Origin of the sequence: Mycobacterium sp. KBS0706 (assembly GCF_005938675.2) — a bacterium.
Taxonomy (GTDB): domain Bacteria; phylum Pseudomonadota; class Alphaproteobacteria; order DSM-16000; family Inquilinaceae; genus Inquilinus.
On sequence record NZ_VCCH02000013.1, the window covers coordinates 46,082 to 61,902 of the forward strand.

General features: G+C 70.6%; 13 protein-coding genes. 12 read left to right on the forward strand and 1 reads right to left on the reverse strand.

The features are described 5' to 3' along the window. Window positions 1-3 precede the first annotated feature (3 nt). Window positions 4-2,367, reverse strand: a complete 2,364-nt coding sequence (locus FFK22_RS09515; protein WP_138885858.1) for a type VI secretion system Vgr family protein — start codon at window positions 2,365-2,367, stop codon at window positions 4-6. A 292-nt stretch (window positions 2,368-2,659) separates the two neighbouring features. On the opposite strand from FFK22_RS09515, the gene FFK22_RS09520 reads away from it, so the two are divergent. The 12 genes from FFK22_RS09520 to FFK22_RS09575 all read left to right on the forward strand — a co-directional run bounded on the left by FFK22_RS09520 (window position 2,660) and on the right by FFK22_RS09575 (window position 15,756). After that, the gene (locus tag FFK22_RS09520; RefSeq protein WP_138885857.1) at window positions 2,660-3,865 is read left to right on the forward strand and encodes a glycosyltransferase family protein; all 1,206 of its coding nucleotides are present in this window, start codon (window positions 2,660-2,662) and stop codon (window positions 3,863-3,865) included. A 7-nt stretch (window positions 3,866-3,872) separates the two neighbouring features. Then, entirely contained in the window at window positions 3,873-5,135 is a 1,263-nt protein-coding gene (locus FFK22_RS09525) for a glycosyltransferase family 4 protein (protein WP_138885856.1), read from the forward strand. Continuing rightward, window positions 5,132-6,238 (forward strand): glycosyltransferase family 4 protein, encoded by a 1,107-nt coding sequence (locus FFK22_RS09530; RefSeq protein WP_138885855.1) that lies wholly within the window; start codon window positions 5,132-5,134, stop codon window positions 6,236-6,238. Before FFK22_RS09525 ends, FFK22_RS09530 begins: the two co-directional genes overlap by 4 nt. Beyond that, entirely contained in the window at window positions 6,235-6,819 is a 585-nt protein-coding gene (locus tag FFK22_RS09535; RefSeq protein WP_138885854.1) for a histidine phosphatase family protein, read from the forward strand. The genes FFK22_RS09530 and FFK22_RS09535 overlap by 4 nt, the downstream gene beginning before the upstream one ends. Further along, window positions 6,816-7,967: a glycosyltransferase family protein gene (locus tag FFK22_RS09540; protein WP_138885853.1), complete on the forward strand. Its 1,152-nt coding sequence runs from the start codon at window positions 6,816-6,818 to the stop codon at window positions 7,965-7,967. Before FFK22_RS09535 ends, FFK22_RS09540 begins: the two co-directional genes overlap by 4 nt. An 89-nt stretch (window positions 7,968-8,056) precedes the next feature. Next, window positions 8,057-8,842 carry a polysaccharide deacetylase family protein gene (locus tag FFK22_RS09545; RefSeq protein WP_138885852.1) on the forward strand — a complete coding sequence of 262 codons (786 nt, stop codon included), beginning with the start codon at window positions 8,057-8,059 and terminating at the stop codon, window positions 8,840-8,842. Further along, entirely contained in the window at window positions 8,839-9,390 is a 552-nt protein-coding gene (locus tag FFK22_RS09550) for a hypothetical protein (protein WP_186002394.1), read from the forward strand. Before FFK22_RS09545 ends, FFK22_RS09550 begins: the two co-directional genes overlap by 4 nt. A 13-nt stretch (window positions 9,391-9,403) precedes the next feature. Next, window positions 9,404-11,293 carry an ABC transporter ATP-binding protein gene (locus FFK22_RS09555; protein WP_221938497.1) on the forward strand — a complete coding sequence of 630 codons (1,890 nt, stop codon included), beginning with the start codon at window positions 9,404-9,406 and terminating at the stop codon, window positions 11,291-11,293. Next, window positions 11,290-13,182 carry an ABC transporter substrate-binding protein gene (locus FFK22_RS09560; RefSeq protein WP_138885850.1) on the forward strand — a complete coding sequence of 631 codons (1,893 nt, stop codon included), beginning with the start codon at window positions 11,290-11,292 and terminating at the stop codon, window positions 13,180-13,182. The genes FFK22_RS09555 and FFK22_RS09560 overlap by 4 nt, the downstream gene beginning before the upstream one ends. Before the next feature lie 37 nt (window positions 13,183-13,219). Beyond that, window positions 13,220-14,218 carry an ABC transporter permease gene (locus FFK22_RS09565; protein ID WP_138885849.1) on the forward strand — a complete coding sequence of 333 codons (999 nt, stop codon included), beginning with the start codon at window positions 13,220-13,222 and terminating at the stop codon, window positions 14,216-14,218. Beyond that, on the forward strand, window positions 14,215-15,387 hold the full coding sequence (locus tag FFK22_RS09570) for an ABC transporter permease (RefSeq protein ID WP_138885848.1): 1,173 nt from the start codon (window positions 14,215-14,217) through the stop codon (window positions 15,385-15,387). Before FFK22_RS09565 ends, FFK22_RS09570 begins: the two co-directional genes overlap by 4 nt. Before the next feature lie 69 nt (window positions 15,388-15,456). Beyond that, window positions 15,457-15,756 carry a DUF1778 domain-containing protein gene (locus tag FFK22_RS09575; RefSeq protein WP_138885847.1) on the forward strand — a complete coding sequence of 100 codons (300 nt, stop codon included), beginning with the start codon at window positions 15,457-15,459 and terminating at the stop codon, window positions 15,754-15,756. The last annotated feature ends 65 nt before the right edge of the window (window positions 15,757-15,821 follow it).

The following is a 15,821-nucleotide window of genomic DNA, read 5'->3' on the forward strand; positions in this document are numbered from 1 at the left end:
GTGTCAGCCCTTGACGAACGGCGTGGCGGACTGAGCCATCTTTCTCAGGCATTGCGCGCCTTCACCGGGGCCTCCACGCGCGAAATTGATCTGATTGCCTTCGATGTCGACTCTCAGACCGCGTATTCGAATGCCTGTCTTGTCGATCTCGATGTATCCGCCGGGTGCGGACAACAGGATCTTGTCGTCGGCGTAAATCTCCCAGACCTTTGCCTCGCCGTGATATGTCTCGCCGGACACGATGTTGTAGCGCTTGCCCACCTTGGTGCGCATTTCGGTGCCGACGTCGACGACATATGCCTGCCCCACATTGGTGACCTTGGCGCTGCCGACCTGCTCGACCCGGGCGATGCCGACGGTGTCGGATTTGAAGCTGCCGACCACGGTGTTCATGATCCCGGATAGCGGGAACAGCGAGCCGGCGTCCGTTCCGACCCCGGCGCCGGAGGCGGCGAGGTTCGCGCCCTGGTCGTCGCGCGGATTGGGACCGGAGACCACGCCCTCGCGGCTCGTGAGCCCGGTCATGCCGAGGAAGCCGAGCGCCGAGGAGGCCAGCGTCGTGGCGAAGACGCCGAGACCGGCGCCGCCGCCCGCGATCTGCCCGGCCTGCTGTAAGAGGCCCGCCGTCTGGCCCGCCAGGCCAGCCACCGGCCCGAGCAGGCCCAGCGCCCCAGCTCCCGTGCCGCCGACCGTCAGGTTCATCGAGCCGCCGATCTCGTGCTTCTGGTTGCCGCCCACCTCCACCGCCCGGTTGGCGCCGACCGAGGCCACCTCGTTCACATCCACCCGCTTGGTGCGGTTGTTCAGCACCCGCTCGGTGCGGTCCTTCTGGGCATGCAGGAACAGGTTTTCCCGGCCGACATCGTCCTCGAAGGAGAGCTCGTTGAAGCCCGTGCCCTTATGCGTGTTCGACCGCAGCACGGTCTTCGTCTTGTTGTCCGGCAGCGCATAGGGGACATAGGTGTCCGGGTTCGGCACGATGCCGACCACCATCGGCTTGTCCGGGTCGCCCTCGTAATAGGCGACCAGCACCTCCATGCCGATGCGCGGGATCGTCTGGGCCCCCCAGCTTCTGCCGCCCCATGGCTGCGACACCCGCAGCCAGCACGAGTCGCCGTCCTGGCCGCGGGCCCGCCGGTCCCAAGGGAAGCGCACCTGGATGCGGCCATACTGGTCGGTGAAGATCTCCTCGCCCGGCGGGCCGACCACCGTCGCCGACTGCACCCCGTCGATCCGCGGCTGCGGCGTCTTCTGCTGCGGCACCCAGCGCGTCTTCGCCGGCACCGCCGTGAACGTGTTGTCGTAGGTCGGCGGCGACTGCCCGCCGGCCCCGACATAGGTCGTGTCCACCGCCCGGTGCCGCACCGCGGTCACCGCGTAGTCCGCATTCTCCTCCGGCAGCGGGTGGCCGAACAGGCGGAAGCGCTGGCCCGGATGCAGCCGCCGGTTGCCGCTGGTGGCCTCGATCGTCTCGAACCCGGCCTCATGCGTCTCGATCCGCCGCCGGGTCACGTGGTCGGCCCGGCCCTTGTCCAGGAACCGGCCGCCCCAGCGGTACATCTCGAACGGCTCGCTGCTCCCGATCGGCGCCGTCGAAGGCTGGTCCCGCAGCACCGGCCCCGCCGGCGTCTCGAAGTTCCACTCCGCCTCGGCAACCCGCCCGGGCTTGAAGGCGTAGCGCCGGGTCCAGGCCTTGACGTCGTTAAGGTCGATGCCGGTCGAGGTGTAGCGGATCTCCTCCTCTTCCCCCGGGGTCCAGGCATGGGCGCCGTCCGACACCACCAGCACCTGCCGCGCCCCGGACCCGTCCGGCTCCGCCTCGTGCCGGAACCACCAGGCCCAGCCTTCTTCCTCCAGCAGCCGGAAGATGAAGGCGAGGTCGGTCTCGTTGTACTGCACGCAGTAAGGCCGCACCGCCTTCGGCCCGGTGACGGGGCCGAAATCATGGTCGCGGATGCCGGCCTCCGCGAAGATCGTCTCCAGGATCTGAAGCGTGGTGCGGTCCTGGAAGATGCGGCAGTCGCTGGTATGGCCGAACAGCCAGAGCCAGGGATGCGCGACCAGGGTGTAGCTGCGCAGGCCGTCGCCGATCGGGTGCCCGACCTCCAGCCCGCCGACCACGCCGGACCACCACCGCCGCGCCCCGCCGGGCAGCTCCACGCTCCAGGAGACCGGCCGGCCGACCAGCTCGTCGGGCTTGACGTCCGTCCGCTTCGACCGGACCCGCAGCCGGAAGGAGAAGAGCTCGCAGACCTCCTCCGTCCCCTCCATCGCCTCGAGCAGGAAGACGTCGTCCCCGAGGGGCGTCCGGACCGCCAGGAGGCGGCCGGCCTGGGTCAGTGATCCGACATAGTCGTAAGGCGCCATGGGCAGATCTTCTCGCGAATCCATCCCAGCCGAGACCGTTCGCCCCGATCTGGGACTCGCTTCCCAGCGAACCGCATCATAGCCGCGGCGGCGCCCGTGGCCATCTCGATTTGGTTAAAATTCGCGAGGAAGATTGAAAATCGTCCTGGCTCTCCGAACACTGATCCTGCCCGGCTCCCGAGAACCGCCAGATCGGCGTCGCGGATGACGGGTCGGAAGCCTTCGTGCTAAAAGCGCGCCGGGCGGCAAGGGTCGCCCGCGTGCCCGTTCCGGTGCCAGGTGACAAGGCTGCATGGCGAAGCGTACCGCTCAGGCCAGAATCCTGATCTACAGCCACGACAGCTTCGGCCTCGGCCATCTGCGCCGCTGCCGCACCATCGCCCATGCCCTGGTGGCGCGGCACAGCGACCTGTCGGTGATGATCCTGTCCGGCTCGCCGATCATCGGCAGCTTCGACTTCCGCAGCCGGGTCGACTTCGTCCGCATCCCCGGCGTGATCAAGCTGCGCAACGGCGACTACACCTCGCTGTCGCTGCACATCGACATCGAGGAGACGCTGGCGATGCGCGCCTCGATCATCGAGCACACCGCGGCGATCTTCGACCCCGACCTGTTCATCGTCGACAAGGAGCCGCTGGGCCTGCGCGGCGAGGTCAAGCAGACGCTGGAGATGCTGCGCGACCGCGGCACCCGCACCGTGCTGGGCCTGCGCGACGTGATGGACGAGCCGTCGCTGCTGGCCCCGGAATGGGAGCGCAAGAACGTCGTCCCGGCGCTGGAGAGCCTGTACGACCAGCTGTGGATCTACGGCCTGCCGGAGATCTGCGACCCGCTGGAGGACATCGAGCTGCCCGATTCGGTGCGCGCCCGCATGACCTATACCGGCTATCTGCGCCGGCGGGCGCCGACCAACGTGCCGGCCGATTCGGTGTCCCTGCGCGAGCCCTACATCCTGGTCACCCCCGGCGGCGGCGGCGACGGCGAGGACCTGGTCGACTGGGTGCTGTCGGCCTATGAGCTGGACCGCACCATGCCCTGCGCCGCGTTGATCGTGCTGGGCCCGTTCATGCAGCGCGAGCGCCAGGCCGAGTTCATGGCCCGTGCCGCCAGGCTGGACGATGTCGAGGTCATCACCTTCGACGCCCGGATCGAGCATCTGATGATCCGCGCCGCCGGCGTGGTCGCCATGGGCGGCTACAACACCTTCTGCGAGATCCTGTCCTTCGACAAGCGGGCGCTGCTGGTGCCCCGGGTGCGGCCGCGGCTGGAGCAGCATATCCGGGCCTCGCGCGCCGCCGAGCTCGGCCTGGTCAGCATGCTCGACCAGGACGGGCCGGGGGATCCGGCGGTGATGGTGCAGGCGCTGCGGGCGCTGCCCGACCAGCCGCTGCCCTCGACCCGGTTCATCCCCGGGCTGCTCGACGGGCTTGACGCCGTCGACCGGCTGGCGATGGACGCCATCGACCCGCCCGCCTCCTCGATCCGCGCGACAGCCTGAGCCCAGCATGACCGAGAGAGCGCAGAGCGACGGCCTGACCGCCATCGTGGTGAAGGGCTATCCGCGGCTGTCGGAGACCTTCATCGCCCAGGAAATCCTGGGCCTGCAGCAGCTCGGCCAGCGCCAGCTGATCGTGTCGCTGCGCCACCCGACCGACACCAAGGCGCACGACCTGAACCGCCGGATCACCGCGCCGGTCCTGTACCTGCCGGAATATCTGTACCAGGAGCAGCCGCGGGTGGCGGCGGCGCGCGACTGGGCCCGGCGCCAGCCGGGCTATGCCGCCGCCTATGCCGCCTTCCGCCGCGACTACCGGCGCGACCCGACGCCGAATCGCTGGCGCCGTTTCGGCCAGGCCTGCGTGCTGGCGCAGGAGCTGCCGCCGGAGACGTCCTGGATCTATGTCCACTACCTGCACACGCCGGCCTCGGTCGGCCGCTACGCGGCGCTGATCCGCGGGCTGCCCTGGAGCGTCTCGGCGCACGCCAAGGACATCTGGACGACGCCGGAGTGGGAGCTGCGCGAGAAGCTGGCCGAGGTCCGCTGGGCCGCCACCTGCACCGCGGTGAACCACGCCTATCTGGCCAAGCTAGCGCCGCAGCCGGCGCGGGTGTCGCTGGTGCATCACGGCCTCGATTTCGGGCGCTTCCCCGACCCGATCGCCCGGCCGCGCCGCGACGGCCGCGATGCGGCCGACCCGGTGCGGCTGATCTCGGTCGGCCGCGCGGTCGAGAAGAAGGGCTTCGACCGGCTGCTCGACGCTTTCGCGGCGCTGCCGCCCGGCCAGGCCTGGCACTGGACCCATATCGGCGGCGGCGCGCTGCTGTCGGAGCTGCGGGCTCAGGCCAAGCGGCTGGGCCTCGCCGACCGGATCGAATGGCGCGGTGCCCTGGCCCAGGATGCGGTGGTGGCGGCGCTGCTCGATTCCGACCTGTTCGTGCTGACCGCGCGGGTCGCCGCCGACGGCGACCGCGACGGACTGCCGAACGTGCTGATGGAGGCGCAGGCCACCGGCCTGTGCTGCCTCGCCACCTCGGTCTCGGCGATCCCGGAGCTGATCCTCAATGGCGAGACCGGGATCCTGGTGCCGCCGGACGACGTGGCGGCGGCGGCCGATGCGCTGTCCGGGCTGATCACCGATCCCGCCCGCCGCGCCAAGCTGGGCGCCGCCGGCGCCGCGCGGGTGCGGCGCGACTTCGGCTTCGCCATCGGCCTGGCCAAGCTGGCCCGCCGCTTCGGATTGCCAGCGCCCGGGCCGCAACCCGGATGAAGGTCGCGTTCTACGCGCCGATGAAGCCGCCGGGCCACCCGGTGCCGTCCGGCGACCGGCGCATGGCGCGGCTGTTGATCGAGGCGCTGCGGCGCGGCGGGCACGAGGTCGGCGTCGCCAGCCGGCTGCGCAGCTGGGATCCGGGGCTGGACCCGGCCAGGCCGGCCCGGATCGAGGCGCTGGGCGGCCGCATCGCCGACCGGCTGGTCCGGCGCTGGCGCGCGGCCGACCGGCCCGATCTCTGGTTCACCTACCACCTGTACCACAAGGCGCCGGACTGGCTCGGGCCGCCGGTGGCCGCGGCTCTCGGCATCCCCTATGTCGCGGCCGAGGCCTCGCATGCGCCGCGGCGGGCCGAAGGCCCCTGGGCGGCCGGGCACCGGGCCGCGGAAGCCGCGATCCGCCGGGCCGCGGCGCTGGTCACCTTCAGCGACCGCGACGCGGCCGGCCTGTCCGCCCTGGTGCCGGCGGAGCGGATCGTCCGCCTGCCGCCCTTCCTCGACGCCGCGCCTTTCGCCGCAATCACCGGCCAGCCGGCCGACCCGGCTCGGCTGATCGCCATCGGCATGATGCGGGAGGGCGACAAGGAGCGGTCCTATGCCCTGCTCGCAGACGCCCTGCGGCGGCTCGGCGGCCGGCGCTGGAGCCTGACCGTGGTCGGCGACGGCCCGGCCCGGCCGCGGATCGAGCCGCTCTACGATCCCGCCCGCACCGTGTTCCGCGGCGCGCTGCCGCCCGAATCGATGCCGGAGCTGCTGGCCGGGGCCGATCTCTTCGTCTGGCCCGCGATCAACGAGGCCTTCGGCATGGCGCTGCTGGAAGCCCAGGCCGCCGGCCTGCCGGCGGTGGCCGGGGCCGCTGGGGGGAAAGGCGGCGGCGTGGCCGAGATTCTGCGTGACGGCGAGACCGGGTTGCTTGTGCCGCCGGACGATGCCGGCGCCTTCGCCGAGGCCGTCGCGACCCTGCTGGACGACCCGGCCCGCCGCCGGGCGATGGGCGAGGCCGCCCGCGCCAACATCCTGGCCCGGCACAACATAGCCGCTGCCGCCGCGATCCTCGACCGCACCCTGGCGCGGGTCGCCGCCAGGCAGGCGCCGGCATGACCCGCCTGCTCGTCCTGCGCCATGCGCCGACCGACTGGAACGCCGGGCGCCGCCTCCAGGGGCGGGCCGACATCCCGCTGTCGGAGGCCGGGCGGGCGGCCGCGGCGCAGTGGCGCCTGCCGGACTGGACCGCCGGCTGGCAGGCGCTGGCCAGCCCGCTGTCTCGCGCCCAGGAGACGGCGCGGCTGCTGGGCCTCGACCCGGTGCCGGAACCGGCGCTGACCGAGCTGGACTGGGGCGGCTGGGAAGGCCTGCGCCTGTCCGACAAGACCCGGATCGACCCGGACGAGCTGGCCCGGCGCGAGGCGCTGGGCCTGGATTTCCGGGCCCCGGACGGCGAATCCTACCGCGAGTTGCAGGCCCGGCTGGCGCCGCTGCTGCTGCGGCTGGCCGCCGCGGGGCGCGACACCGTGGCCGTTTGTCATCGCGGCGTCATCCTGGCGCTCTATGCCTGCGCCGCCGATTGGACCATGATCGGCGAGGCGCCGGACGGGCTGCAGTGGGGCTGCGCACACCTGTTCCGGCTGGACGATTCGGGGGCGCCGGTGATCGAGCGGCTGAACATCGTTTTGGCAGCATGAAGGTTCTGTTCCACGTTCAGCATCTGCTCGGCATCGGCCATGTCCGGCGGGCCGCGGCGATCGCCCGCGCCCTGACCGAGGCCGGCTTCGCCGTGACCGTGGCCCAGGGCGGCTTCGATGTTCCCGGCACCGACTGGGGCGGCGCCGAGGTGGTGCCGTTGCCGCCGGTGCGGTCGGCCGATACCGGCTTCCGCACCCTGCTCGACGCCGAGGAACGGCCGATCGACACCGGCTGGAAGAAGCGCCGCGCGGCCGACCTGCTGGCCCTGCTGGCGCGGGTGAAGCCCGACATCCTGCTGGTCGAGACCTTCCCCTTCGGCCGCCGCGCCTTCGCCTTCGAGCTGGTGCCGATGCTGGAGATCGCACGCCGCGCCAGCCCCCGGCCGCTGATTGCCTGCTCGGTCCGCGACATCCTGGTGGACAAGAAGGACCGGGCCAAGGTCGAGGCCATGGCCGACACTGCGCTGGCCCTGTTCGACCTCGTGCTGGTGCATGGCGACCCGGCGGTGATCCCGTTCGAGGCCAGCTTCCCGCCGGCCCCGCGGGTGGCAGGGCTGATCCGCTACACCGGCTATGTCGGCGCGCCCTCGACCCGCGAGGCGCCGCCGGGCGACGGCGTCGACGAGGTGGTCGTCTCGGTCGGCGGCGGCGCCGTCGGCGCCGAGTTGCTGCGCGCCGCCCTCGCCGCCCGCGCCCTGTCCGGCCAGAACCGGACGCGCTGGCGGCTGCTGACCGGGCCGGACCTGCCCGCCGGCACCGTCGCGGAGCTGACCGCCGCGGCGCCGGACGGCGTGATCGTCGAGCCGGCGCGGCCGGATTTCCCCAGCCTGCTGGCGCGCTGCCGCCTGTCGGTCAGCCAGGCCGGCTACAACACGGTGATGGATGTGATGCGGGCCGGCTGCCGCGCCGTGTTCGTGCCCTTCGCCGCCGCCGGCGAGACCGAGCAGACCCGGCGGGCGGACCTTTTGGCCGCCCGCGGTCACTGCCTCGTGGTGCCGGAGGCGGGGCTGACGCCGGAGCGGCTGGCCCGCGCGGTGGACGACGCCATGGCCGCGCCCCCGCCGCCGCGCGCGGCGTTGGCCCTGGACGGTGCCCGGACCGCGGCGATCCTCCTGTGCGACGCCGCTTCGAGCCGGAGCGCCGCATGAGGAGGATGGAGGAGCCGGAGGATGCAGGGCTTGCAGCCCGGCTGCGGCCTGCGGCTATAGTGCCGCTTTCACCCGAGCCATTCCGATCCATGCCCGTACCGACCCAGCCCCCTGCCCTGCCCGATTCCTGGACCGAGCTGCGGGCCGAGCTGGACCGGTGGGCCGCGCTCGGCCGCCATGCCAGCTTCTGGTGGCGCGACGACGACGCCGTGGCGCCAGGCCCGGCGCTGGACCGGCTGCTGGCCCTGGCCGCGCGCCACGGCCGCTGGGTCGCGCTGGCCGTCATCCCCGCCGGGGCCGAGCCGGCACTGGCCGACCGCCTGGCCGGCACGCCGGCGGTGGCGATCCAGCATGGCTGGGCGCACCGGTCGCATGCGCCGGCCGGCGAGAAGACCGCCGAGCTGGGCGATCATCGGCCGACCGAAACCGTCCTGGCCGAGCTCACCGCCGGCCGGGAGAGGCTGGAGGCGCTGTTCGGCGACCGCTTCCGCCCGGTGCTGGCGCCGCCCTGGAACCGTATAGGACCGCAGATCCGCGCCCGGCTGGGTGAGGTGGGCCTCAACATTCTGTCCGGCTTCGGCGCCCGTGACGCGGCGGCGGGCGCGGCGCAGCTCAACACCCATGCCGATCCGATCGACTGGCGCGGCGGCCGCGGCTTCGCCGGCATCGACCGGGCGCTGGCGCCGATCCTGCGCCATCTGGCCGAGCGCCGCGGCGGCGCCGCCGACCCGGCGGAGCCGACCGGCCTCCTGACCCACCACTTGGCACATGACGACGAAGGATGGATCTTTCTCGACGGCCTGCTCTCGACGCTGGCGCGGCATCCGGCCGTGACCTGGCCGGACCCCGACAGCCTGTTCGGAGCCCGGACATGACCGCCCACCGCTACGACATGGCCGAGCTGGGGGGCGACTATGTGCGCGGCGCGGCCGGGCTGGCGCTGACGGCGCTGCCGCTGATCCTGCTGCCGATGCACTGGATCGTCGCCGTCGCCTTCGGCGCCGCGGCGCTGGTGTTCCTGGCCTTCCTGCTGCGCACCTGGCTGCGGCACCGCAGCGTGATCGAGGTCGACGACCAGGGCATCGTCGCCCACGGCCCGCTCGGTATCCGCATCGCCTGGCGCGACCTGTCCGGCTTCCGGCTGCGCTACTTCTCGGTCCGGCGCGACCGCCAGCGCGGCTGGATGCAGCTGGACCTGCGCGCCGGCGGCCGGCGCCTCAGGGTCGAATCGACCATCAGCGGCTTCGACGAGATCGTGACCCAGGCGCATGACGCGGCCCTCGCCCGGACGCTGGGCATCGACGATTCGAGCCAGGCCAACCTGATGTCGCTGGGCGTCGTCGCGCCCCAGGCCGGGCTGGCCGAGCGCTGGGGCGTGCGCCCCGCGGCCGAAGGGGCGGCACCCGATGGGCCCAAGGAATGAGGGGTCCGCCGCGGTGACCGACATCCTGCGCCTGGACGATCTGCGGATCGGCTTCGCCGTGCCCGGCGGCACGCTGGAGGCCGTGCGCGGCGTGTCGCTGCGCGTGCCGGCCGGCAAGACCGTCGCCGTGGTCGGCGAAAGCGGCTCCGGCAAGTCGGTGCTGGCGCAGTCGGTGATGGGCATCCTGCCCAGCAACGGCCGGGTTACCGGCGGCAAGATCCTGTTCAGCGACCCGGACACGCCGGGCACGGTCGTCGACCTGGCCAAGCTGCCGCAGGAAAGCCCGGAGTACCGCGACATCCGCGGCGGCCGGATCTCGATGATCTTCCAGGAGCCGATGACCTCGCTGTCGCCGCTGCACACGGTCGGCAACCAGATCGTCGAGGCGGTGCGGCTGCATCGGCCGGTCGGCCCGGCCGAGGCACGCGACCTGGCCCGCGAGATGCTGCGGCTGGTCGGCTTCCCGAACCCCTCCCGGGCGCTGAAGACCTACCCGTTCGAGCTGTCGGGCGGCCTGCGCCAGCGCGCCATGATCGCCATGGCGCTGGTCTGCCGCCCCGCTTTGCTGATCGCCGACGAGCCGACCACCGCGCTCGACGTCACCATCCAGGCCCAGATCCTGAAGCTGATGCAGGACCTGCAGGCCGAGCTGGGGATGGCGATCATGATCATCACCCACGACCTCGGCATCGTCGCCAACATCGCCGACGAGGTGGTGGTGATGTATCGCGGCGAGGTGATGGAATCCGGCCCGCTCGGCCCGATCTTCACCAATCCCGGCCATCCGTACCTGAAGGCGCTGCTGCGGGCGGTGCCGCGCTTCGACATGGGGCATGAGCGGCTGGTGCCGATCCGCGAGATCCGGCAGGCCGACGGCCACATGATGGGGACCAGCAAGCGGGCCTGGACCGAGGAAGCCGAGGCCGCCGGCCCGCTGCTGACGGTCGAGGGCGTGTCGAAGACCTTCGCCATCCGCAACAGCAGCCTGTTCGGCGGCGGCCGGGAGGAGCGGATCAAGGCGGTCGACGACGTCTCCTTCGCCATCCGCCGCGGCGAATGCGTGGGCCTGGTCGGTGAATCCGGCTGCGGCAAGACCACCCTGTCGAAGATCCTGATGCGGGCCCTGAGCCCGGATGACGGCAGCATCCGCTTCAACGACCACGGCAAGCCGGTCGACGTGCTGGCGCTGGAGGGCGAGGACCTGAAGGCCTTCCGCCCGCGCATGCAGTTCATCTTCCAGGACCCGTTCAGCTCGCTGAACCCGCGGATGACGGTGTTCGATATCCTGACCGAGCCCTTGACGATCCACGGCATCGGCACCCCGGCCAAGCGCAAGGCGATCGCCAAGGAGCTGATGGAACTGGTCGGCCTCGACATCCGCCACCTGCAGCGCTACCCGCATAGCTTCTCCGGCGGCCAGCGGCAGCGCATCGGCATCGCCCGGGCGCTGGCGCTGCGCCCCGACCTGGTGATCTGCGACGAGCCGGTCTCGGCCCTCGACGTCTCGATCCAGGCCCAGATCCTGAACCTGCTGAAGGACCTGAAAGCCCGGCTGGGCCTGACCTATCTGTTCATCAGCCACAACCTCGCCGTGGTCGACTATATCGCCGACCGGATCATGGTGATGTGCCGCGGCCGGGTGGTGGAGATGGCGCCGCGCGCCTCGCTGTTCGCCCGGCCGGTGCACCCCTACACCCAGGCGCTGCTGGCCGCCGTGCCGGCCCCCGACCCGTCGCGGCGGCTCGATTTCGCGGCGCTGATGGGCGGCCGCGCCTCCGACCCCGGGGCATGGCCGGCGCCGTTCACCCTGGGGCCGGACAAGCCGGGCCGGCTGGTCGAGGTCGACAAGGGCCATTTCGTCCGCGCCACCGAAGCCCCGGTGTTGGAGCTGGTGGCGTCATGACTCGTTGGCTCAGCCTGCTTGCGATCCTCCTCCTGGCCCTGCCCGCTTGGGCCGGCCCGGCGTTGGTCGAGACGCCGATCTACGAGCAGGACGTCGCGGCCGGCAAGCTGCCGCCGGTGGCGCAGCGCGTGCCGCAGGTGCCGTCCGTGGTCGACATGGCGGCGGAGGGCAAGGAGCCGGGACGGTCGGGCGGCGAGATCGCCTGGATGGCTTCCCGGGCCCGCGACATCCGGATCATGAACACCTACGGCTATGCCCGGCTGGTCGGCTACGGCACCGACTTCAAGCTGCATCCGGACATCCTGCAGTCGGTCGATGTCGATGGCGAGAAGGTGTTCACCCTGCATCTGCGGCCCGGCCACAGATGGTCCGACGGCCAGCCCTTCACCAGCGACGACTTCCGCTTCTCCTGGGAGGATATGGAGCTCGACAAGGAGCTGTCGCCCTACGGCCCGGACACAAGGCTGCTGGTCGACGGCGAGGCGCCGAAGGTCGAGTATCCGGACGCGGTGACCGTCCGCTTCTCCTGGTCCAAGCCGAACCCGGAGTTCCTGCCGGCCCTGGCCGGCCCGGCGCCCCTGTACCTGTTCGCGCCGGCGCACTACCTGAAGCAGTTCCACAAGAAATACGCCGACCCCAAAGCCCTGGAGGCCCTGGTCCATGATGCCAAGATGCGGAACTGGGTGGCGCTGTTCAACCTGCGCGGCAAGCTGATCGATTCGGCCAATCCCGACCTGCCGGTGCTGGAGCCCTGGATCAACACCACCAAGGCGCCGTCCGAGCGCTTCGTCTTCGTCCGCAACCCTTATTACCACCGCATCGACAGCCAGGGCCGGCAACTGCCCTATCTCGACCGCGTCATCGTCAACGTGGTCGAGGGCTCGCTGATCCCGGCCAAGGCCGGCGCCGGCGACGCCGACCTGCAGCAGCGCGGCCTGCGCTTCGACGACATCAGCGCCCTCAAGGCCGGCCAGGCCAACGGCCAGTACAAGGTGCGGCTGTGGACCACGGCGCTGGGGTCCGAGGTGGCGCTGTATCCGAACCTGAACTGCAACGACAAGGACTGGCGGGCGCTGAACCGCGATGTCCGCTTCCGCCGCGCCCTATCGCTGGCGATCAACCGCGACGAGATCAACCAGGTGGTGTTCTTCGGCCTGGCCCGGCCGAGCCAGAACACGGTGCTGCCGGAATCGCCCTTCTACGATGCCGCACTGGCGACGGAATGGACCCAGTTCGACCTCGACAAGGCCAACGCCCTGCTGGACGAGGCCGGCCTGTCCAAGCGCGACAGCGACGGCATCCGGCTGATGCCGAACGGCCGCCGGCTGGAGATCGTGGTCGAGAGCAATGGCGAGCGCAGCCTCGAGGCCGACATCCTGCAGCTGATCCGGGACAGCTGGGCCAAGATCGGCGTCGCCCTCTTCACCGCCCAGTCGCAGCGCGACGTGTTCCTGCAGCGGATCTTCTCCGGCGACACGGTGATGTCGGTGTGGACCGGCATCGACAACGCCCTGGTCACGCCGACGACGGTGCCGTCGGGGCTGGCGCCGGTCGACCAGAACTGGCTGCAATATCCGAAATGGGGCCAGTATGTGCAGACCCGCGGCACCGCCGGCGAGAAGGTCGACGAGCCCTTCGCCGAGCGGCTGATGGCGCTGTACGACGAATGGCGCACCACCGCCGACATGGGCCGCCGCGACGCCATCATCCGCGAGATGGTCCGGATCCAGGCCGACCAGGTGACCTCGATCGGCACGGTGCAGGGGGTGCTGGCCCCGATCGTGGTCAAGAACCGGCTGCACAACGTGCCGGAGAAGGGGATCCTGTCCTGGGACCCGGGCGCGCATTTCGGCATCTACCACCCCGATACCTTCTGGGTGGACCCATGACGACGGGGACGGCCATGGCTCCACGGGCGAGGATGACATGCTGAGCTACATCGCCCGGCGCATCCTGGTGATGATCCCGACCCTGCTCGCGATCAGCTTCATCAGCTTCGCCATCATCCAGGCGCCGCCCGGCGACTACCTGACCACCATGGTCAACGAGCTGCGCAGCCGCGGCCAGTCGATGGACCCGAACCAGCTGCAGTTCATGCGGGAGACCTACGGCTTCGACCAGCCTTTCCTGCAGCAATACCTGTCCTGGCTGGGCAACTGCCTGCGCGGCGATTTCGGCTGGTCGTTCGAGTACAACCTGCCGGTGACCTCGGTGGTCGGCGACCGCATGTTCCTGACCATCCTGCTGACCATCGCCACCACGATCTTCATCTGGCTGGTGTCGTTCCCGATCGGCATCTATTCGGCGACCCACCAGTACAGCATCGGCGACTACGGCCTGACCTTCCTGGGCTTTCTCGGCCTGGCCACGCCGAACTTCCTGCTGGCGCTGGTGCTGCTGTACCTGGCCAACCAATGGTTCGGCATCTCGATCGGCGGGCTGATGGACCCGAAATTCGTGGACCAGCCGATGAGCTGGGCCAGATTCGCATCGATACTCGAACATCTCTGGGTGCCGGTGATCGTGATCGGCACCTCCGGCACCGCGGCGATGATCCGGCGGCTGCGCGCCAACCTGCTGGACGAGCTGCAGAAGCAGTACTACGTCACCGCCCTGGCCAAGGGCATGAGGCGGCGCCGGGCGCTGCTGAAATACCCGCTGCGCATGGCGCTGAACCCGTTCATCGCCGATATCGGCAACATCCTGCCGCACCTGATCTCCGGCGCCACCATCGTCTCGGTGGTGCTGAGCCTGCCGACTGCCGGCCCGCTGCTGCTGTCGGCGCTGCAGAGCCAGGACATGTACCTCGCCGGCTCCTTCGTGCTGTGGATGGCGGTGCTGACGGTGATCGGCACGCTGGTCTCGGACCTGGCGCTGGCGATGCTCGATCCCCGCATCCGCCTGTCGGGAGGGGCCGTGAAATGAGCGACGCCAGCCTGCCCCCGCGCGAGCCCCGGCACTACGTCAACCCGGCGCCCTGGGACCCCTATCTCGAGGCGCCGCTGACGCCGCAGCAGGAGCGCTACTTCCTGGCCTCGCAGTGGCGGATCATGTGGTGGAAGCTGAAGCGCCACCGCCTGGCCGCGATCTCCGGCGTGGTGCTGCTGCTGGCCTATCTCTCGATCCTGGTCAGCGAATTCCTGGCGCCCTATGGGCTGGACAGCCGCCACACCGGGCACATCTACGCGCCGCCGCAGCAGGTGCGGTTCTTCCACGAGGGCAGCTTCGTCGGCCCTTATGTCTACGGCTACCAATACTCGCTCGACATGGATTCGATGCGGCGGGTCTACACCGAGGACCGGTCGCGGCCGCAGCCGCTGCGCTTCTTCTGCAGCGGGGACAGCTACCGGTTCTGGGGGATGTTCGAGGCCGATCTGCACCTGGTCTGCCCGCCCGAACGCGGCACCTTCTTCCTGCTCGGCACCGACCGGCTGGGCCGCGACATGCTCAGCCGCATCCTCTACGGCGCCCGGATCTCGCTGACCGTCGGGCTGATCGGCATCACCGTCAGCTTCATCCTGGGCATCACCATCGGCGGCCTGGCCGGCTATTACGGCGGCTGGGTCGACAATGTCGTCAACCGGCTGATCGAGGTGATCCAGAGCTTCCCGCAGCTGCCGCTGTGGATGGCGCTGTCGGCGTCGCTGCCGGTGACCTGGAGCCCGATCCTGGTGTTCCTGGGCATCACCATCATCCTCGGCCTGGTGGAATGGACCGGGCTGGCGCGATCGGTGCGGTCGAAGCTGCTGGCCTTGCGTGAGGAGGATTTCTGCGTCGCCGCCCAGCTGATGGGCGCGCGGCCGCGGCGGATCATCTTCCGCCATCTGCTGCCGAGCTTCATGAGCCACCTGATCGCCTCGGCCACCCTGACCATCCCGGGGATGATCCTCGGCGAGACGGCGCTGAGCTTCCTCAATCTCGGCCTCAGGCCCCCGGTCACCAGCTGGGGCGTGCTGCTGAACGAGGCGCAGAACATCAACGTCGTCGCGCTCTACCCCTGGCTGCTGATGCCGGTGCTGCCGGTGATCATCGTGGTGCTGGCCTTCCAGTTCTTCGGCGACGGCCTGCGCGACGCCGCGGACCCGTACCGGTAGGATGGCCCTTCGAACAGCCATATCGCAATTTGCACTACGGCGGGGCTATCGTTCTGACGGGAGATCCCGATGGCCAGCAACGCCGACCGCAAGGACCATCATATTTCGATGCGCCTCCCCGAGGCCGACATCGCGATCATCGATCGGGCTGCCGGCGTGCGCGGCCAGTCGCATACGGGCTTCGTGCGCGACGCAGCCCTTCGCGCCGCCGAGGATGTGCTGACGGAGAGCCGGCTGATCCGCATGAGCCCAGCGGGCTTCGAGGATTTCATGGCGGTCCTGTCGGCTCCCGCGCGCCCGGTGCCGGAGATGGTGGAGCTGGCGAGGCGTCCCGATCCGTGGAAGCCGGACACCGCGAAGAAGCGCTGAGCCTTGCCGCTCTCGGTCCCCGAACAGCCGACCGCTTTGACCTGGAACTATTGATCCGTCATGGC